This is a genomic window from Cupriavidus sp. F041 (assembly GCF_057814235.1).
On sequence record NZ_JBVASY010000002.1, the window covers coordinates 130,906 to 148,143 of the forward strand.

A 17,238-nucleotide genomic window follows, 5' to 3' on the forward strand; every position below is an offset into this window, starting at 1 on the left:
GGGGCGAGCAGGGGGCCTCCTCGTCCGAGGATCGGTAGCGGAGGCTTTGTTAGCGAAAGCTCAGCAGCAGCCGGATTCCGGCGCGCAGCGGGTGGTCCTTGCAGGTTGCTTCGGAGCGGTGTTCAACTGGGCCGGCGCGCAACAGGCGGCGGCTTCAGCGCTGCGATCATGCGATTCGCCATACGTTGGCGCACTGCCGAGCGTGTGGAAGAACTCCCACGCGATGCCTTGCGGGTCGACAGACCAATGCTTGTTCGAGGTCGCGTAGCAGCAGTTCGTCGCGGCCTGCGATTGCATTGGCAGGTCGGCATTAGCCAGCCGCGTCTGCATCTCCGCAAGTTCCGCGTCCGTCTCCACCTGGATACCCAGGTGGTCGACGCCGTGCTTCTCGGTGCGATTGGAGATGGCGAAGTTCACGCGAGGGTCTTCCAGCGCCCACTTCGCATAGTCGTCCCTGACGACGGTCGGTTCCGCGTCGAACAGCGCGGTGTAGTAGCGGATGCTTGTGGGCAGATCGGCCACGCTGACGTGGGCGTGAAAGCGCTTCATGGTCAGGACTCCGTGGCAACGGAACAGGAAGACACCGGCGAACACGGCGCGCCGCCGCAGCAGTTCTCGGTGAGGTAGCCAAGCAAGGCATTCATGGTCTCGAACTGAGCCATGTAGATGATCGACCGGCCTTCCTGACGGCTTGCCAACAGGCCGGCCCGGTGCAATTCCTTGAGGTGGAACGACAGCGACGAGGCTGGCATCTCCATCAATTCAGCAATGCGGCCCGCCGGCAGGCCTTCAGGCCCCGCCTGCACGAGTAGGCGGAACACGGCCAGACGGATGGCGTGAGCAAGTGCGGAGAGCGCTTCGAGGGCGTTATCGGTTTCCATAATTCGACTATAGTCGAATTATGGAATTGTTGCAATCGCCAGTTCGTGACACGGAAAAGTCGCAGACACCACCTATGGTGATTCGGACGCTTCGGCCGAGGGGAAATCTATGCACACCCGACTCCATGTGGTGACCGTGCGGCATGCGCAAGCTCGTCGACTCGCCAACTACCGTAGCGCAGCGCCTGCAGGTCGTCACCCAGTTCATTCGTTGGCACTTGGAATGTGCCATGCCGAAAATGCCGATGGCAGCCCGGAACTGAGCGACATCAGGGAGCGGATTGCCACGATGTGACACGCCTTGGCCACGGCGGGGCGAAGGCGTGTCACTTGAGCTCGAAGGGGGGGCTGCGCTCCCGCTCACCGCATTCCGTGCTCGCCCTCGAATCCTTGGCAACCTTGTGGCCACAGGCATCTCATGACTGCCTCCTGATTCCACAAATCATATATATGAGTTAGTTGACTTGGGGCGACGCTGCCTACTATGATGGGACCGCCCCCGCATCGTTCACGCACCCTCTCATTTTGCTGATCGAATCCGTCCTTTCGCAGACGCAGCTCACGCCCCTTGAACTCGCCTGCCTGGCGCCCATCGTGCTGTGGGCCTATACGATCTTCGGGCTGACAGGGTTCGGTTCTTCCATCATGGCGATGCCGCTGCTCACACAGATCGTCCCGCTGCGCACGGCGGTGCCGATGATCCTGTTCTTCGATCTTGTCGCGGGGACCCTGCTGGGCATGCGCAGCCGCAGCCATGTGCATGTGGGTGAGTTGCGGCGGCTGCTGCCGAGCGTCGTGATTGGCATGGTTGCAGGCCTGGCGCTGCTGATGTTCGCGCCGGAGCGTCCGCTGCTGCTGTTGCTCGGCTCGTTCGTGCTGCTGTATTCCGCGTGGAACCTGCTGTTCAAACGCGGCTTCAGCGAACTGGATACGCGGCTGTCGGTGCCATTCGGCGTAGTGGGCGGCATGCTGACCGCGATGTTCGGCACTGGCGGCCCGCTCTACACGATCTACCTGGCAGGGCGCTTGCGAGACGCCGCGCAGTTGCGGGCCACCACCAGCACGCTGATCGTGCTGACGGCGTTCGGGCGGCTGATACTGTTTGCGCTAGCGGGGCTGTACGCCAATGCCGCCATCTTCACGCTGGCGGCGCTGCTGATGCCGTGCGCCATTGCCGGCTACTTCGCGGGCGGCTGGCTGCACCGGCGCATCGCGCCGGCGAAAGTCATCCGCTTGGTATGGACGATCCTGATCGCTGCGGGGCTCGGCCTGGTTTATCGCAGCGCGCTGGGATAGGGCACCGGCGCGCTGCGCCTCTCAGTTGCGTGCCACCACCGGCGCGGGCACGCCTTCCATCTGCACATTGACGCAGGCCGGTCGGCCCGACGCGATGGCGCGCTGCACGGCTGGCAACAACTGCTCCGGCGCCTGCACGAATTCACCATGTCCGCCAAATGCCGCGCAGACCTGATCGTATCGCGTGGGCAGCAGTTCGCATCCCACCAGCCTGTCCTTGCCGTAGCTGTTGAGCTGGATCTGGTACTCCGCATTCCAGCGCGCGTCGTTGCCAACCACGGCGACGAAGGGCAGCCCGTAGCGTACCGCCGTGTCGAACTCGGCGATATGAAAGCCCGTGGTGCCGTCGCCCATCATGGCGATGACCGGCGCGTCCGGCTTGGCCAGCCGCGCCGCCAGCGCCATCGGCAGGGCGCTGCCGATGGCGCCCGCCGGACCGTTGATGACGCGGTGCGGCGCTTGCAGGCAGGCTTGCGCCCACTGCCCGAATTCGCCGCCGTCGGAGACCAGCACCGCCTCCGGGTGGCTGTCCAGGATCGGCTGCAGGGGACTGCACACCTGGACCGGGTGCAGCGCGTGCGTCGACGATGCGGTCTTCCATGATTCGGGACGATGGCGGATTGCAGCCTTCACATCCTCGAGCCATGCGTGATGCTGCTCCCGCCCGGCCGCGCAGGCGATCAGTTGCGCGAAGGCGCTGCCGACATCCGCGCGCCGTGCGAGCAGCAAGCGGGCGCCGGCCGCACGGCGGCTTCGCTCCAACTCGGCATCGTCCGCATCGACCTGCAGGAAGTTGCAGCCGGCCGCGAAGGCGGGAGACTGGCCAAACTTCAGCGTGAAGTCGAGGCGCTTGCCCAGCAGCAATATGCAGTCGGCCTGCGCCAGCATCTGCGCGAAAGCGCCGAGGCTCGGATCGTTGTTGCCACGGGGGCTTTCCATGCCGACGACGGGAATGCCGGTGCGCGCTTCCAGTTCCGCCATGCCGCTGCGCCCGCGCGCCGTGAGCCACGCGGGACCGGCGAGGATCAGCGGGCGCTTTGCCGCCGCCAGTGAAGCCAGTACGTCGGAGGTCGTCTGCGCATCGAGCGCGGGCGCTTCCTGCGGCGTAGCGATCGAGGCCGGCTCGCCGGCATGCGTCACGGCATTTTCCAGCGCATCGGTGGGCAGGCTGAGGTGCACCGGGCCGGGCCGCCCGGATGCCGCGATGCGCATGGCCAGCGCGATATCGGCAGCAACGGTGTCCGCACTGGCGCAGGCCCACGATGCCTTGGTGACGGGTGCGGCCATCTCGGCCTGCCGCATTTCCTGGAAGGCCCCAAAACCGCGCAGGCTGTTTGGCGCATGGCCAGACAGCAGGACCAGCGGCGACTCCGACATCTGCGCGGTATAGAGCGCGGATACCGCGTTGGCGTGGCCGGGTCCGCCGGTGACCATTGCCACGCCGACTTCGCCCGTGATGCGCGACCAGGCATCGGCCATGTGCACGGTGGCGGCTTCATGGCGCGTGTGGATCAACGCGATTTCCGCGTCGAGGCAGGCATCGAACACCGGCATGATGTGATTGCCCGACAGGGTGAATATGCGCCTGGCGCCGGTCTTGGCCAGCGTGCCGGCCAGCGCATCGGCGCCGCGATGGGACTTCGCCATGGGAGTTCCTATTTGAGCTGGATGTTGAGGGACTTGCCCAGTTGTTCGTACATCGCCACCTGGGCTTCGACAAACTTGTGCGTCTCGGACGGCGACAGGATCATGGGGATCGAGGCAATGGTGAGGACCCCGGTTTTCCACTGCGGATCGCTCGCGACTTTCGGTAGCACCGCGGCCCATCGTTCCACCAGGGCGGGGTCCATGCCCGGCGGGCCGTACATCGCGCTCCAGCCATTGAGCGCCTCCAGCCGGGGATGGCCGGTCTCGCTCGCGGTCGGTACGTCGGGCAGGTCCGGCAGGCGCTGCGGCGAGGTGGTCACCAGCGCGCGCAGTTTTCCGCCCTTGATATTACCGATCAATGCGGTCAGGTTGTTGCAGGTGAAATCGACCTCGCCGGAGAGTACCGCCGCAGTAGCCTCGCCACCGCCCTTGTAGGCAACCTGCACCACCGCCTGTTTGTCGAGCCGCGCCGATTGCAGCAAGGCCTGGGATGTCAGGTTCAGCACCGTGCCAGGGCCGGAGGTGCTGTAGTTCAGCTTGCCGGGCTGGCTGCGGATGACGGCGAGCAGGTCGTCCAGCGTCTTGTAGGCGGCTGCCGTTCTGACCACGCAGACCACCGGGTTCAATTCCAGCAGCCCGAGCAGCGTGAAGTCATTCCACTTGTAGCCCAGGTCGGGCTGCAGCGCCGGCAGGATCGCCTGCGCGCCGACGCGGCCGAGCAGCAGCGTCTGTCCGTTCGGCTTCGCGTCGCGCACGAACTGCGAGCCGATGGCGCCGCCGGCCCCGGCCTTGTTGACGACCACCAGGGTGTCGCCAGTCACGTTCCTTACCCCGGCGGAGAGGTTGCGCGCTGAGAGGTCCGCATCTCCGCCCGCGCTGTAAGGCACCACAACGGTAATCGGCCGCGCTGGGGCGCTTTTGGCCGACGCAAGGCTGCCAACGCAGAGCAGCATAACGGCGAGCGCCGCCGCGCGCAGTGTCTTCTTCTTGTTCATTGAGTCTCCTCCACCTACGCACTACATCAGGCCGCCTCCTCCAGGATCGTCTGCCCCGGAGCGACGCGGGTAAATTGCACGGGAGAGCGGGTCAGCTGCAGCATGCCGCCGCGCTGGCGCACCACGGTGAAGCTGGACCCGAGCAGGTCGCCGGTGGCCGGGAAATCCTCGCGGAAATGCGCACCGCGCGAATCCTCGCGGGACAGGGCGGCTTCCACGATGACCTGGCTTACGCCGATCAGGCTGCCGAGGTTCATCCAGTCGTGCCACGTGACATTGAAAGCGCGATGACCGTCGGCGACGCCGGTTGCCTTCAGCGCCTGTCCCAGTTCCGCCAGGCGTTGACGAGCCCGCAGCAAGCCGTCGCGCGTGCGCATGATGCCGACGTGATCCCACATGCAGTCGAACAGCGCCTCGCGGATCGGTTCCAGGCCGCCAGCGGGCTTGCCGAATGGCGCTTCCATGGCGGCGATGGCGGCTGCGATCGCGGCTTCATCGGGCGCGCGCAGCGTGTTGTTGCGCCGCGTCCAGGCGGCCATGGTGTCGCCGGCGATGCCGCCGAACACGGTCGAGTTGGCGACGCCGTTGCCACCCAGGCGGTTCGCGCCATGCACGCCGCCCGTGTCTTCGCCGGCGGCAAAGAGGCCGTGCAGCTCGGTGCTGCAGTCGGGGCGGAACTGCACGCCGCCCATCATGTAGTGCGCGGTTGGCACCACCTCGACGAGATCGCCGGCAAGGTCGAAGCCGCAGTCCCCGCAGCGCTCGACCATGCCCTTGAACTGCTTGCGCACCTTGTCGGGCCCGAGGTGGCCCATCTGGATATACACGCCGCCATTGGGCGACGTCCGGCCCGCCCGCATCTCCGCATAGATCCCGCGCGACACGATGTCGCGCGTGGCGCGTTCGCCGCGCGGATCGTAGTTGTGCATGAAGCGCTCTTTGTCGCCGTTGAGCAGGTAGCCGCCGGCGCCGCGCAAGCCCTCTTCCAGCACGGTGCCCGTCATGCGCGTGTCCTTGCCCGCCAGCAGCCCGGTGGGGTGGAACTGCACCATCTCCATATCGCGCAGGGGCAGGCCGGCGCGCAGCGCCATCGCCAGGCCGTCGCAGCTCTTGTCTCCCGAGGGCGTGTGGAACTTGTACATGGTCGGCCCGCCGCCCGTGGCCAGCAGCACGGCCTTGGCCTGCACGAACACGAATTCGCCGCTGCGCATGTCGATCATCAGCACGCCGGACAACGACTTGCCGTCCGGCGTCTTGATCAGTTCGACGGCACGGTGTTCTTCCAGCCGGTTGATGCCGCGGCTCCAGACCTGCTCGGCCAGGCGGTTGATGATCTCGATGCCGGTCAGATCGCCCTTGTGCACGGTGCGGTCGAAGGTCTGCCCGGCGAAGGCCTTCTGGTGGACCGTGCCGTCCGGGTTGCGGTCGAAGAAACACCCCAGCTCGTTCTCGAGTTCGTGGATGCGCTCGACCGCCTTGGTGACCAGCGTCCACGCCAGGTCCTGGTCTGACAGCCACTTGCTGCCTTCCACGGTGTCCATGAAATGGCGCTCGACCGAATCGCCCTGCGCCAGCGCCACGTTGTAGCCGCCCTGGACCATGCGGGTGCAGCCGCATTTGCCCAGCAGGCCCTTCACGGCCACGGTGATCGACAACTCCGGCGCTTGCTGGTGCGCGTGCAGCGCGGCGAACAGCCCGGCGCCGCCGGAGCCGAGGATCAGCACGTCGGTCTGCAGTCGCTTGATGGTCTTCATGGTTTTGCCACTCCCAGGCTGGCCAGCACGGCAGCGCGCTGGTCGGCGGTGTTCTGTTTGACGGCGGTGTAGAGACTGTTGCCGTGGCTGTCCATGGCCACCAGCAGCGGGCCGAAATCGCGGATGCGGAAGCGCCACAGCGATTCGGGGTTGAGGTCGTCGAGATCCACGTCCTCGATCTGTTCGATCCAGGTGGTTTCCAGCGCCGCCGTGCCACCGATGATCGCCAGGTAGACGCCGCCCAGTGCCTGGAATGCCAACTGCGAGCCTTCGCGCATGCCGCCCTTGCCGACGATCATGCGTACGCCGTTCTGCGTCATCAGCGGGCGGGTGAAGCGCTCCATGCGGTCGGAGGTGGTGGTGCCGATGCAGATCGGCTGGTAGCCGGCGGGATGCTCGGCGCTGGCCGGCACTTTGCGCACATTGGGCGCGGTATGGATGACCGCGTGGCCGCCGAGATCGAAACGCGTCGCGCGGCCGCGGTCGAACATATGGATCTGCGTGGCGTCGCGGATGCCGAACAGGGTTTGCTGCAAGGTCACGGTGTCGTTGACGCGCAGCTGACGGATCTGTGCCTCCGTCACGGGCGTGGAGAGTTCGTAGTGCGCCATGGTCAGAATCCGTAGCTGATGCCGTCAGCGGTGAAGGTGGCGCAAGCGCGCCGCGCGGAATGGCACTGCATGTTGACGGCAATGGGGTTCATCGTGATATGCGTCGAGGCAAGCTCGATATGCACTGCGAAGGCAGTCGCATCGCCGCCCAGGCCTTGCGGGCCGACACCGAGCCGGTTCACTGCCCGCGACAGATCCGCTTCCAGCGCCGCGCCGTCGGGATCGGCGCATTGCGTGCCGAGCGCGCGCGTGGCTGCCCGCTTGGCCAGCGCCACGCACAGGTCCGAGGTACCGCCGAGGCCCACGCCGACGATGGTCGGCGGGCAGGTCTTGCCGCCCGCGGCGATCACGCTGTCGATGACGAAGGTCTTAATGGCATCCATGCCTTCGGCGGGAATCGCCATCTTGAGGAAGGAGTTGTTCTCCGAGCCGCTGCCCTTGGGCACCATCTCCAGCGTCATGCGCCCCGGCGTGTCGTCGAAGTCGATATGGATCACCGGCACCTCGATGCCGCAGGAAGTGTGGTTGTTCTTGCGGGTCAGCGGATGCACCACGGAAGAACGCAGCGGGTGCTCGCGCGTGGCGCGCTCGCAGCCGCGCCGGATGGCCTGCTTGAAGGCGTGTCCGTCGACTGCGACGCCGGTGCCGATCGTCATGTTGTAGATCGGCACGCCGGTGTCCTGGCACAGCAGGTTGTTGGTGTCCTCCGCGATGCGGATGTTCTTGCTCATGGTGGCCAGCACGCTGCGCGCCGTGGCGGAGGTTTCGTGTTCCTGCAGTTGCGCGATGCCGTTCTTGACGTCGGGCGGCAGTATCTTCAGCGCGCGGATATACAGTTCCCTGGCCGCGTCTTCCAGGAGGGTGAGATTTATCTTCATGCTTGTCCTCGATGCTCGGCCTCGGCCTGGATGGGCCGGGGCGCGCTCAGTTGGCGCTCAGTTGGCCGTCAGGTTGCGGTTCTTGACGATCTTTTCCCATCTCTGCGATTCCGTGGCGATGGCTGTGCTCAGTTGCTGGGGCGTGTTGCCGACCGGCTTCATGCCCTGCGCGAGCAACCGTGCCTGGGTGTCCGGGTCCGCCAGCACCTTGACCGTGTCCTGCTGCACCTTGCTGACGATATCGGGTGGCGTGCCCGCCGGCATCACGAAGCCGAACCAGCCCGTCACGTTCTCCATGCCCGTGAGGCCGGCTTCCGCGACGGTCGGTACGTCGGGCAGCATGGGCGAGCGCTCGTTGCCGGTGACCGCGAGCGCGCGCAGCTTGCCGCCCTTCACGAACTGCGAGGCTGCGGCGATATTGCCGACCATCAGCTGGAGCTGCCCCGCCATCAGGTCGTTGTAGGCCAGCGATTCGCCCTTGTAGGGCACATGCGTGATGTTGATCCCGGCGGCGTCGGCGAAGGCCTCGCCCGCCATGTGCACCTGGCTGCCGGTGCCGGCGGAGCCGAAGTTGAGCTTGCCCGGCTGGGACTTCGCCAGGCTGATCAGTTCCTTCAGGTTCCTGGCCGGCACACCGGGATTGACGACGACCAGCATCGGGCCGCTGGCCACGTTGGTGATGAAGGTGAAGTCCTTGGCGCTGTAGGGCAGCCGCTGGTAGATAAACGGGTTGACCGTGAACATGCTGCCCGAGGCCAGCATCATCGTATAGCCGTCGGCCGCCGCCTTGGCCGTGACCTGCGCGCCAACGGCACCGCCCGCGCCCAGACGGTTCTCGACCACCACGGTCTGCTTCCACATCTCACTCAGCTTCTGCCCGATCACGCGGCCGAGCACATCGGTGCTGCCGCCTGCGGCGAACGGCACGATCATCGTGACCGGGCGGGTCGGCCATGCATCCGCCCGCGCATTGCCGGCCGCAACCACTGCGGCGGCGCCGAGGCAGAGCGCAAGGCAGCGCCGGCGGATCGTGGACTTCGGGGAAAGCGTCATGGTGGTCTCCTTTGGGGTTGTGGGCATGGCGACGCTTCAGCCGGCGGCGCTCATGGTTGTTGGCCTACGAAAACAGCGAGAGCATGAATGCCAGGCCCGCGCAAAGGCCCGCACCGAGACTGAACGCGACCCAGTCCTTGCGCAGGCCCGTCCACGGCCGGAACTCGATCAGCAAGAGCCGCACGCCGCCCATCATGTGCAGCGAGAGCAGGATCACCAGCCCCCACTCACCTGTCTTGAACAGCGGGTTGTCGGTGAGTTTCAGGAAGCCGTCGAGCGCCGCCTCGCCCTGGATGGCATGGCCCAGCGCCCAGAAATGCACCGGCAGGAACAGCGCCAGCGCGAGGCCGGAAAGCCGGTGGATCAGGAAGGCCCAGTAGGCGGCATGGTTGCGGGCGCGCATGTCGTTTCTCTTCATGGCATCACCACCGCGTAGACGGCGCGCAGGCCAGCCAGGCCCAGCACTGCGGCAAACAGCCATGCAGCCGTCACCACGCCGCGCGAACGCCATGCCAGCCATTCCTCGGCGATCCGCATCAAGCCGATCGGCACGTGCACGGTGCAGGCGAGCACGAAGCAGGCGTAGAAGGCGCCGAAGGCCCAGTTGCCACGCGTGCGCGCCAGCACTTCCGCCCCGGAGAGCCCGCCGCGCACGGCGACCATGATGACGATGAGGTGTCCCACCACGCACAGCGCCAGCACCATGGCGCTCAGACGCTGCCAGTACCAGAGCCTGGCCTGGGTACCGACCGAAATCGCTTTGTTCATAGCTCCCCCTTGATGGCGGCCTTGGCGACAATGCGCTTGAGTCCGGCGATGCCCGCCGTCGGCGCCAGTTGCTTGGGGCAACGCTCGGTGCAGGAGCCCTGCGTATGGCAGCTGTGGCATCCGGCGTCGCCGGCAACGGCGCGCAGGCGTTCGGTGCCCGCCACGTCGCGCACATCGTTGACCAGCGTCCACGCGCGGTTCATCGCGGCCGGGCCGAGATAATCGGGGCGCCAGCTGACCACATCGCAAGAGGCGTAGCAGACGCCGCAGCCGATGCACTCGATGCCGGCATCGGCGGCCTTGCGCGCGGGGGAGGCGGGCTCGACGCTGGCGAATGCGTCGTGGCGCGTGGTGGCACCCTTGAACTGTCCTTTGGCCGCTGCCCACTTGTCGAAGAAGGCCGTCATGTCGGTGGCGAGGTCCTTGATGACAGGCAGGTTCGAGAGCGGGGCGATTTCCAGCGCGTCGCCCTGCACGACCTTGGCGACGTGCGTGCGGCAACTCCAGCGCGCCTTGCCGTTGACGGTCATGGCGCATGAGCCGCACATGCCGACGCGGCAGGCGAAGCGGTAGCCGAGGTCCGGCTCGAGGTGACGCTGGATGTAGGTCACCACGTCGAGTACCGTCTGGCTGGCGTTGCGCGGCACCTGGTAGGAGACGAATTCGCCGTCTTCATTGCCGCGCCATACACGAACGTTGAGAGTAGTCATGGGGTCGATTGGGGGAGGGTTTCGGTGCGCCGCCGAGCTGTCCGCGGCGCTTGTCGATGCGGGCGGTCCGTTCGTATTGTTCCGGATTGCATGGCGAGCAAAAAGCTAGTAATTCTCTGGTCCAGATAAAGGAATTCTTTCTCTGCACCGCCGCTTTCCCCGCACCGCCATCCCGGAGCCGCAATGTCTTCCATCCGCACCCTCAAGACCTTCCTGGCCGTGGCCCGGTGCGGGACGTTCGCGGCGGCTGGCAAGCAGATCGGCCTGACGCCCGCCGCGGTCGGATTACAGATCCGTGCGCTGGAGGAAGACCTGAACTGCCAGCTGTTCGACCGCAATGCGCGCGCGGCGATTCTCAATCCCGCCGGCCGCGCGCTGGTGCCGGAACTCGAAGCGCTGGTGCAGCGATATGAAGCACTGGCCTCCGGACAAGAGGATGGCCTCTCCGGAACAGTGGCGATCGGTGCTCTGGTGTCGGTGCTGATGGGCGCGTTCGCCGATGCCTTGTGGGCGATCAAGCAGGAGCATCCGCGCCTGGACGTGCGGCTCTTCGCCGGCCTCTCGGCCGATTTCGCGCTCAAGGTGGAACACGGCGAACTGGATGCCGCGGTGGTCACGCGCTCGCCGCGCCCGCTGCCGCGCAACCTGGTGTGGACCGAGCTATATACCGAGCCGATGGTGCTGATCGTGCCGCGCCATCCGCACTTCTTCCTGCCCGACGATAGCCGCGAGATGCTGGCCGAAGCGCCGTTCATCCGCTTCGAGCCGGGCACCTGGACCGGCAACCTGGTGCAGGAGGTGCTGGACCAGTGCGGCGTGACCGTGAACGAGAGCATGCAGCTGAATTCGAACGAGGCGATCATCGAACTGGTGCGGCAGGGGTTCGGCATTTCGATCGTGCCGCAACTGGCCAACGTCATCTGGGAGGGCGACAGCCTGTTGCGCCTGGTACCGCTCGACGGCGTCGACGTGCGGCGCCGCGTCGGTCTGCTCGAACGCTCGACGCATGCGCGCCTGGCATTTACGGATGTCATCAAGGGATACTTCCGGCAAAGCGGTGCGATTCGCGGCGGCAGGCAGCCGGAGGCCGCACGCGATCAGCGTGCAGCCCCTTGAGGACCGAGGGACCAAGGCGGCAGCGCCGCCTCTCTCAGTCGGCGTGGATGTCCTGTTCCTTGATCAGCTTGGCCCAGCGCGCCACTTCGCCATTGAAGTAGGTGGTGAACGCGGCGCTTGCCATCGGCGCCGGCGTGAAGCCGCCGGCGATGATGCGCTCGCGCACGCTCTTCGTCTCCAGCATGCTGGTCACCGAGCTGCCGACTTTGTCGATCACGGCCTGCGGCGTGCCGGCGGGCATCATCAGGCCGGTCCAGTTCTCCACGATGAGATCGGGAAAACCGGCCTCGGCCACCGTCGGCACATCCGGCATCAGCGGATGGCGCTCGCGCGTCGTCACCGCCAGGGCGCGCAGCTTGCCACCTTTGACGTTCTGCAGCGATTCCGGGAAGTTGGAGAACACCACGTCGATCTGGCCGCCGATCAGGTCGGTCATGGACGGCGTGCCGCCCTTGTAGGGCACATGGGTGATGGTGGTCTTGGTGATCCGCTCGAACAGTGCAAGCGCCAGGTGCGGCGGCGTGCCGTTGCCGCTGGAGCCGGCGGTCAGGCGGCCCTTGCGCGCCGCTTCCGCCAGATCCTTCAGCGACTTGATCGGCGAGCTGGCCGGCACTACCACCATCATCGGCGACGAGGCGATGCGCGCCACCGGCACCAGGTCCTTCTGCATATTGAATGGCAGGCGGGGAAACAGCGTCACGTTGGACGAATGCGCCAGCGTCACCGCCAGCCACGTGTAGCCGTCCGCGCTGGCGCGGGCCACCTGCTCCGCACCGATATTCGCATTGCCGCCGGGCTTGTTCTCCACCACTACCGGCTGCTTCCATTCCTCGGCCAGGTACTGGCCAACCTGCCGTGCCGAGATATCGGTGAGGCCTCCGGCGGCAAACGGAACGACATAGCGGACCGGCTTGGCCGGGAAGGCTGCAGGTGTGCTGCTGGCTGCGGCCGGTCCGGCGAGCAGCGTGAGCAACAGCAGCGACGGGCCGGCGATGCGCCGGAGGAAGGTGCAGTGCATGGTGTCTCCTTTGGTGGGACCGGCGCCTTCTGGCGGGCGCCGTGGATGCGGTGCGGTCAGGCTTGAGCTAGCGTGCGCAACTCCTTTTCCAGTGCTTCGGGGATCTCGATACCGTGCTCCCGGGCTTTGGCCTGCGCGTCGACGCGCCGTGTGCCGGGCAGGCGGGTGCCGCTATCCGAAAGCATGGTGGCGATCAGGGCCTCGAGGCGGGCGTGGTACGCGGCATCGCCTGCGAAGCCGCGCGGATTGAATGCCAGGAACAGCTGGCCGATACGTGGCTGGTTGCCGGCGTCCTCGAAGAAGGAATCGGCTTCCGCGCCAAAGTGGGCGCCGGCCAGCGACACGATCAGCGTCTCCACCAGCAAGGCGAGCATCGCGCCCTTGACACCGCCCGCGGGCAGCATCGAGCCGCGCAGCGCGGCCTGCGCATTGGTGGTGGGCTTGCCGTCGGCATCGAGCGCCCAGCCCAGCGGGATCGGCTTGCCTTGCCGGGCGGCGACCATGATCTTGCCGCGCGCCACTTCCGAGAGCGACAGGTCGATGACCAGTGGATCGGCATCCTTGCGAGGAAACACGGCAGCGATCGGATTGGTGCCGAACAGCGGCGTGCGGCCACCCCAGGCCGGCATGGCCGCCGGCGAATTACCCATGGCGATGCCGATCATGCCGGCTTGCGCCACAGGGTCCAGATGCAGCGCCGCCGCCCCGAAGTGATGGCTGTTGGTCACCACACCGGCGCCAATGCCGCATTCGCGCGCGCTGGCGATGGCGGCCGAGACCGCCTGCGCACAGGCGGGAAAGGCGAAGCCGGATTGCGCGTCGATCAGCGTGGTGCCCGGCGTCTGTCGCGCAACCGTGGGCTGGGCGTTCCCGTTCACGCGCTGGTGGCGCAGGTGCGCCACATACATGGGCACGCGCGAGACGCCGTGCGACGGCAGCCCGGCGAGGTCGGCCTGCACCAGCGCGCGGGCGGTGGGGCCTGCCTGCGCCGCGCTAGCGCCCGCGCTGCGCAGGGCGCTCGCGGCGAGTTGTTCCAGTTCTTCTGCCCGGTAGGCGGTCATGCATGCACTCCCAATGCGTTTTTGACTGCGTCTGCAATCATCATGGAAACGCGCACGTTGGCCTCGAAACTGACGCCGGCGATATGCGGCGTCAGCACCAGGTTCGGCGCGTCCGCCAGGATACCGCCGGCCCCCAGTGGCTCCGCTTCGAAGACATCGAGCGCCGCGCCCGCCAGCGATCCCTCGCGCAGCGCCGCCGCCAGCGCAGCCTCGTCGACCACGCCGCCACGCGCGGTGTTGACGAGGACCGCGCCGCGCTTCATGCCGCGCAGGCGCTCCGCGTTGATGAGATGGCGCGTAGCCGGCACCAGCGGCACATGCAGGCTTACGGCATCCGCGCTGGCCAGCAGTGCCTCCAGCGTCATCGGTGTCACGCCGGTTTCGCGCCACACCGGATGATCGTCAGGCAGTGCCGGATCGTGCGCTGCTACCTGCATGCCCAGCGCCTGCGCAAGCCGCGCGGTCAGCCGCCCGATATCGCCAAAGCCAATCAGGCCGAGCGTCTTGCCTAATGCCTCATGCCCCTCCGACAGGCGCGCGCGCGGCCACTTTCCGGCCACCATGCCGGCATGGCTCAGATAGGCGCCGCGCAACAGCATCAGCGCCGTCGTGACCACGTACTCGGCCACCGAGCGCGCGTTGGCGCCGGTGGCCGGAATCACGCGGATGCCGCGCGCCTCGCAGGACTTGACGTCGATATTGTCCAGTCCAACCCCAAGCCGGCCGACCACCCGCAGCGCGGGCGCGGCGTCGAGCAGTTCGGCATCGACCCGGGTGCGGTTGCGCACGATCAGCGCATCGGTTTGCGCCAGCGCGCCAAGCAGGGCGTCGCGCTGGTCGACCCAGGCCGGTTCGTAGCGCAGCCGCACGCAGGCGTCCAGCGCCGCCACGGCATCGGCGTCCATGAACTCGCTGATGCAGACCTGTTTCATCAGGCGGACTCGTGGATGCGCGTGAGCACGAACTCGCGGTGGCCCAGCGCTTCCGCGGCGGTCCAGCGGCCGTTGATGGTGGCCATCATGCATTCGAGCAGCTTGTCGCCGGTCTGGTCCAGGGTCTGTTCGCGCTGCAGCAGGCCCGAGCAGTCCACGTCCATATGCTCGCTCATCAGGCGCACGGTGCGCGGATTGGCGCACAGCTTGATCACCGGCACGATCGGGTTGCCGATGACGTTGCCCTGGCCGGTCGGGAAGAAGTGCACGACATAGCCGGAAGCGGCGCACAGCGTGACCATTTCCGCCGCGGCCGAGGACGAGTCCATGAACCACAGGCCGGGACCGGTCGGCTCTTCGGCCTTGTCCAGCACGCCGTCGACGGTGCATTTCTTGCCGATCTTCTGGATATTGCCGAGCGCTTTTTCTTCGATCGTGGTCAGGCCGCCGGCGATATTGCCCTTGGTCGGCTGCGATTCGGACAGGTCGGTGGTCTTCCAGCGGTCGATCATGCCCTGGTAGCGGTTGAACATCTTCATGAAGTCCTGGCGTACCTTGTCGTTGGCGCAGCGCGCGGCCACGATATGTTCGCCGCCGGTGAGCTCCGAGGTCTCGCCGAATACCAGCGTGGTGCCCAGCGGATGCAGCTTGTCGAAGGCGTTGCCCACGGTCGGGTTGGCGCCGCAGCCGGAGGTGGTGTCGGATTCGCCGCACTTGGTCGAGATCCACAGGTCGCTGATCGGGCATTCCACGCGGTGCAGGCCGGTGGCGTACTGCACGAACTCCTTGGCGGCCTTGGAGGCGCGCATGATGGTGTCGTGGTCGCCGTGGCCTTCGATGCCGAAGCCTACCACCGGCTTGCCGGTCTTGGCGATGCCGTCCACCACCTTCTTGGTCCAGCCATCCTCGATGCCGATCACCACCACGGCCGCCACATTGGGGTTGCTGCCAGCGCCGATCAGGGTGCGGAAGTGCAGGTCCAGGTCGGGACCGAACTGCAGGCGGCCGTACGGGTGCGGAATCGCCATGGTGCCCTTGATGGCGGCGGCAACGGCTTCGGCAGCGGCGTTGGAGAGGTCGTCCAGCGGCAGGATGATGACGTGGTTGCGCACGCCGACGCGGCCGTTGTCGCGGCGATAGCCCCGGAAGGTGGTCTGGTTGTCGATGACGGACATGGATGTTCTCTCGGTAAGTTGTATTGGGGGACGGGGGAGCGGCGCGGCTTACCAGCGCTTGGTCTTGATGTTGTGGACGTGGGCGTGGTCGCCGGCCTTGATGGGCGCGACCACCTTGCCGATGTCGATGCCGTACTTGAATACGGTCTGGCCCACTTCCATGTCGCGCAGCGCCACCTTGTGGCCGATCGGGATGGGCTGCTTGGCAACCACCGTGATGACCTTGTCCTCGTCCATGATCCAGGCGTTCAGTTCGGTTCCGGCCTCGATCCCCTCGACCACCGCTACGGCGACCGTGTCTTTTGCATCGTGCAGCACTACGTGAATCATTGCTCCTCCTTTGGGGGTTTTTGTTACGGTGCAGCAAGCGGTGAGCGGCAACCGATGGAACAAAGGATAGTTTCCGAATTCCTTCATGTCAACTATGTCATATGTATGAGTTGTATGAGTTATTCTCTGGTACATTCCAGTCATCCAGAGAAAGCACCAAGCCATGAGCAACCTACGAGATATCCCTCCGCCGGGTGGCGTCCTCTACAAGGACGTCAAACGGCATGTATTGCAGGCGCTGGCCGATGGCGAATGGAAGCCCGGCGAGGCGATCCCGTCGGAGAAGAAGCTGACCGAACGCTTCGGCGTGTCGATCGGCACGCTGCGCAAGGCCATCGACGAACTGGTGGCGGAAAGCCTCCTGATCCGGCATCAGGGGCGTGGCACCTTCGTGGCCACGCACCGGCGCGACGATCATTTCTTCCGCTTTTTCAAGGTGGCTCACCAGGACGGCCATCGCGGCTATCCGACCGTGGAGCTGGAGTCGTTCCGCAAGATCAAGGCGGACAAGAGCGTGTGCGCGTTGCTGGGGCTGGAGGCAGGAGCGCGGGCGTTCCAGTTGACCAACGTGCTGTCGCTGGACGAACGGCCGATGATGATCGACGAGATCGTGCTGCCGGAGCGGTTGTTTGCCGGGCTGACCGAGGCGCAGTTACGTAGCCGGCCAAATACGCTCTACAACTTTTACCAGGAGTCCTTCGGCGTCAATGTGATCCAGACCGAGGAGCGCTTGCGTTCGGTGCTGGCCACCGAGCGGGAGCAGGCGCTGCTCGGCGTGGCGCCGGGCGCGCCGCTGATGCGCATCCACCGCGTGGCATTCACCTACCACCGGCAGCCAGTGGAGTGGCGGGTGTCGACGCTGAATACGGCGGAGCACGAGTTCATCGTGTCGCAGATGCCGAAGGAAGAGAGCTGATCGGCGGTACGCCGCGCGGGATGGCTGTAACCGCTTAACCTCGGAGTCAGCTTCAAAGGCCGGTTTGCTCCCCTCTCCCACGAGTGGGAGAGGGAGC

Annotated in this window: 19 protein-coding genes; 3 read left to right on the top strand and 16 right to left on the bottom strand. The window is 66.2% G+C overall.

All coding sequences use genetic code 11. The annotated features are described in order from the left end of the window. Positions 1–60: 60 nt before the first annotated feature. Together ACZY0R_RS17630 and ACZY0R_RS17635 are read right to left on the bottom strand one after the other, a co-directional pair. Positions 61–549 (bottom strand): ArsI/CadI family heavy metal resistance metalloenzyme, encoded by a 489-nt coding sequence (locus tag ACZY0R_RS17630; protein WP_488859970.1) that lies wholly within the window; start codon positions 547–549, stop codon positions 61–63. A gap of 2 nt (positions 550–551) precedes the next feature. Continuing rightward, a complete protein-coding gene (locus ACZY0R_RS17635; protein WP_045241318.1) occupies positions 552–881 on the bottom strand; it encodes an ArsR/SmtB family transcription factor in 330 nt (109 codons plus the stop codon). A gap of 525 nt (positions 882–1,406) precedes the next feature. Here ACZY0R_RS17635 and ACZY0R_RS17640 point away from each other — a divergent pair. Next, positions 1,407–2,177: a sulfite exporter TauE/SafE family protein gene (locus ACZY0R_RS17640; protein WP_488859972.1), complete on the top strand. Its 771-nt coding sequence runs from the start codon at positions 1,407–1,409 to the stop codon at positions 2,175–2,177. Positions 2,178–2,198: 21 nt separating this feature from the next. On the opposite strand, the gene ACZY0R_RS17645 is transcribed toward ACZY0R_RS17640, so the two are convergent. The 9 genes from ACZY0R_RS17645 to ACZY0R_RS17685 all read right to left on the bottom strand — a co-directional run bounded on the left by ACZY0R_RS17645 (position 2,199) and on the right by ACZY0R_RS17685 (position 10,593). Next, positions 2,199–3,824 carry a thiamine pyrophosphate-binding protein gene (locus ACZY0R_RS17645; protein WP_488859974.1) on the bottom strand — a complete coding sequence of 542 codons (1,626 nt, stop codon included), beginning with the start codon at positions 3,822–3,824 and terminating at the stop codon, positions 2,199–2,201. An 8-nt stretch (positions 3,825–3,832) separates the two neighbouring features. After that, positions 3,833–4,819 carry a Bug family tripartite tricarboxylate transporter substrate binding protein gene (locus tag ACZY0R_RS17650; RefSeq protein ID WP_488859976.1) on the bottom strand — a complete coding sequence of 329 codons (987 nt, stop codon included), beginning with the start codon at positions 4,817–4,819 and terminating at the stop codon, positions 3,833–3,835. Positions 4,820–4,845: 26 nt separating this feature from the next. Continuing rightward, positions 4,846–6,573, bottom strand: a complete 1,728-nt coding sequence (locus ACZY0R_RS17655) for an L-aspartate oxidase (RefSeq protein WP_488859978.1) — start codon at positions 6,571–6,573, stop codon at positions 4,846–4,848. Next, complete coding sequence (locus ACZY0R_RS17660) at positions 6,570–7,184, bottom strand: fumarate hydratase C-terminal domain-containing protein (RefSeq protein WP_488859980.1); 615 nt, start codon at positions 7,182–7,184, stop codon at positions 6,570–6,572. Before ACZY0R_RS17660 ends, ACZY0R_RS17655 begins: the two co-directional genes overlap by 4 nt. Positions 7,185–7,186: 2 nt before the next feature. After that, on the bottom strand, positions 7,187–8,062 hold the full coding sequence (locus ACZY0R_RS17665; protein ID WP_488859982.1) for a fumarate hydratase: 876 nt from the start codon (positions 8,060–8,062) through the stop codon (positions 7,187–7,189). A 57-nt stretch (positions 8,063–8,119) separates the two neighbouring features. After that, positions 8,120–9,115 (bottom strand): Bug family tripartite tricarboxylate transporter substrate binding protein, encoded by a 996-nt coding sequence (locus ACZY0R_RS17670; protein ID WP_488859984.1) that lies wholly within the window; start codon positions 9,113–9,115, stop codon positions 8,120–8,122. 64 nt (positions 9,116–9,179) lie between these two features. After that, on the bottom strand, positions 9,180–9,533 hold the full coding sequence (sdhC, locus tag ACZY0R_RS17675) for a succinate dehydrogenase, cytochrome b556 subunit (RefSeq protein WP_156177325.1): 354 nt from the start codon (positions 9,531–9,533) through the stop codon (positions 9,180–9,182). Continuing rightward, positions 9,530–9,883 (bottom strand): succinate dehydrogenase, encoded by a 354-nt coding sequence (locus tag ACZY0R_RS17680; protein WP_276286534.1) that lies wholly within the window; start codon positions 9,881–9,883, stop codon positions 9,530–9,532. The genes sdhC and ACZY0R_RS17680 overlap by 4 nt, the downstream gene beginning before the upstream one ends. Then, positions 9,880–10,593 (bottom strand): succinate dehydrogenase/fumarate reductase iron-sulfur subunit, encoded by a 714-nt coding sequence (locus ACZY0R_RS17685; protein WP_488859986.1) that lies wholly within the window; start codon positions 10,591–10,593, stop codon positions 9,880–9,882. The genes ACZY0R_RS17680 and ACZY0R_RS17685 overlap by 4 nt, the downstream gene beginning before the upstream one ends. Before the next feature lie 183 nt (positions 10,594–10,776). Between ACZY0R_RS17685 and ACZY0R_RS17690 the strand changes: the two genes are divergently transcribed. Further along, positions 10,777–11,709, top strand: coding sequence for a LysR family transcriptional regulator (locus tag ACZY0R_RS17690; RefSeq protein WP_488859988.1), 933 nt, complete (start codon positions 10,777–10,779; stop codon positions 11,707–11,709). 34 nt (positions 11,710–11,743) lie between these two features. Here the strand turns inward: ACZY0R_RS17690 and ACZY0R_RS17695 are convergent, their stop codons facing one another. The 5 genes from ACZY0R_RS17695 to ACZY0R_RS17715 are packed head-to-tail and all read right to left on the bottom strand — an operon-like array spanning position 11,744 to position 16,225. Next, positions 11,744–12,727: a Bug family tripartite tricarboxylate transporter substrate binding protein gene (locus ACZY0R_RS17695; protein ID WP_488859990.1), complete on the bottom strand. Its 984-nt coding sequence runs from the start codon at positions 12,725–12,727 to the stop codon at positions 11,744–11,746. Between the two features lie 56 nt (positions 12,728–12,783). After that, positions 12,784–13,788, bottom strand: coding sequence for an Ldh family oxidoreductase (locus tag ACZY0R_RS17700; RefSeq protein ID WP_488859992.1), 1,005 nt, complete (start codon positions 13,786–13,788; stop codon positions 12,784–12,786). After that, a complete protein-coding gene (locus tag ACZY0R_RS17705) occupies positions 13,785–14,720 on the bottom strand; it encodes a hydroxyacid dehydrogenase (RefSeq protein ID WP_488859994.1) in 936 nt (311 codons plus the stop codon). Before ACZY0R_RS17705 ends, ACZY0R_RS17700 begins: the two co-directional genes overlap by 4 nt. Next, the gene (locus ACZY0R_RS17710; RefSeq protein ID WP_045241303.1) at positions 14,720–15,895 is read right to left on the bottom strand and encodes a UxaA family hydrolase; all 1,176 of its coding nucleotides are present in this window, start codon (positions 15,893–15,895) and stop codon (positions 14,720–14,722) included. The genes ACZY0R_RS17705 and ACZY0R_RS17710 overlap by 1 nt, the downstream gene beginning before the upstream one ends. A gap of 48 nt (positions 15,896–15,943) precedes the next feature. Continuing rightward, entirely contained in the window at positions 15,944–16,225 is a 282-nt protein-coding gene (locus ACZY0R_RS17715) for a UxaA family hydrolase (protein ID WP_045241302.1), read from the bottom strand. Positions 16,226–16,388: 163 nt separating this feature from the next. Here ACZY0R_RS17715 and ACZY0R_RS17720 point away from each other — a divergent pair, with 163 nt between their 5' ends. Then, complete coding sequence (locus tag ACZY0R_RS17720) at positions 16,389–17,141, top strand: GntR family transcriptional regulator (protein ID WP_447433510.1); 753 nt, start codon at positions 16,389–16,391, stop codon at positions 17,139–17,141. The last annotated feature ends 97 nt before the right edge of the window (positions 17,142–17,238 follow it).

What these genes read in the sequence shown, in the direction of transcription:
- ACZY0R_RS17630 (WP_488859970.1), bottom strand. Translation starts at nt 549, where the DNA reads ATGAAGCGCTTTCACGCCCACGTCAGCGTGGCCGATCTGCCCACAAGC.
- ACZY0R_RS17635 (WP_045241318.1), bottom strand. Translation starts at nt 881, where the DNA reads ATGGAAACCGATAACGCCCTCGAAGCGCTCTCCGCACTTGCTCACGCC.
- ACZY0R_RS17645 (WP_488859974.1), bottom strand. Translation starts at nt 3,824, where the DNA reads ATGGCGAAGTCCCATCGCGGCGCCGATGCGCTGGCCGGCACGCTGGCC.
- ACZY0R_RS17650 (WP_488859976.1), bottom strand. Translation starts at nt 4,819, where the DNA reads ATGAACAAGAAGAAGACACTGCGCGCGGCGGCGCTCGCCGTTATGCTG.
- ACZY0R_RS17655 (WP_488859978.1), bottom strand. Translation starts at nt 6,573, where the DNA reads ATGAAGACCATCAAGCGACTGCAGACCGACGTGCTGATCCTCGGCTCC.
- ACZY0R_RS17660 (WP_488859980.1), bottom strand. Translation starts at nt 7,184, where the DNA reads ATGGCGCACTACGAACTCTCCACGCCCGTGACGGAGGCACAGATCCGT.
- ACZY0R_RS17665 (WP_488859982.1), bottom strand. Translation starts at nt 8,062, where the DNA reads ATGAAGATAAATCTCACCCTCCTGGAAGACGCGGCCAGGGAACTGTAT.
- ACZY0R_RS17670 (WP_488859984.1), bottom strand. Translation starts at nt 9,115, where the DNA reads ATGACGCTTTCCCCGAAGTCCACGATCCGCCGGCGCTGCCTTGCGCTC.
- sdhC (WP_156177325.1), bottom strand. Translation starts at nt 9,533, where the DNA reads ATGAAGAGAAACGACATGCGCGCCCGCAACCATGCCGCCTACTGGGCC.
- ACZY0R_RS17680 (WP_276286534.1), bottom strand. Translation starts at nt 9,883, where the DNA reads ATGAACAAAGCGATTTCGGTCGGTACCCAGGCCAGGCTCTGGTACTGG.
- ACZY0R_RS17685 (WP_488859986.1), bottom strand. Translation starts at nt 10,593, where the DNA reads ATGACTACTCTCAACGTTCGTGTATGGCGCGGCAATGAAGACGGCGAA.
- ACZY0R_RS17690 (WP_488859988.1), top strand. Translation starts at nt 10,777, where the DNA reads ATGTCTTCCATCCGCACCCTCAAGACCTTCCTGGCCGTGGCCCGGTGC.
- ACZY0R_RS17695 (WP_488859990.1), bottom strand. Translation starts at nt 12,727, where the DNA reads ATGCACTGCACCTTCCTCCGGCGCATCGCCGGCCCGTCGCTGCTGTTG.
- ACZY0R_RS17700 (WP_488859992.1), bottom strand. Translation starts at nt 13,788, where the DNA reads ATGACCGCCTACCGGGCAGAAGAACTGGAACAACTCGCCGCGAGCGCC.
- ACZY0R_RS17705 (WP_488859994.1), bottom strand. Translation starts at nt 14,720, where the DNA reads ATGAAACAGGTCTGCATCAGCGAGTTCATGGACGCCGATGCCGTGGCG.
- ACZY0R_RS17710 (WP_045241303.1), bottom strand. Translation starts at nt 15,895, where the DNA reads ATGTCCGTCATCGACAACCAGACCACCTTCCGGGGCTATCGCCGCGAC.
- ACZY0R_RS17715 (WP_045241302.1), bottom strand. Translation starts at nt 16,225, where the DNA reads ATGATTCACGTAGTGCTGCACGATGCAAAAGACACGGTCGCCGTAGCG.
- ACZY0R_RS17720 (WP_447433510.1), top strand. Translation starts at nt 16,389, where the DNA reads ATGAGCAACCTACGAGATATCCCTCCGCCGGGTGGCGTCCTCTACAAG.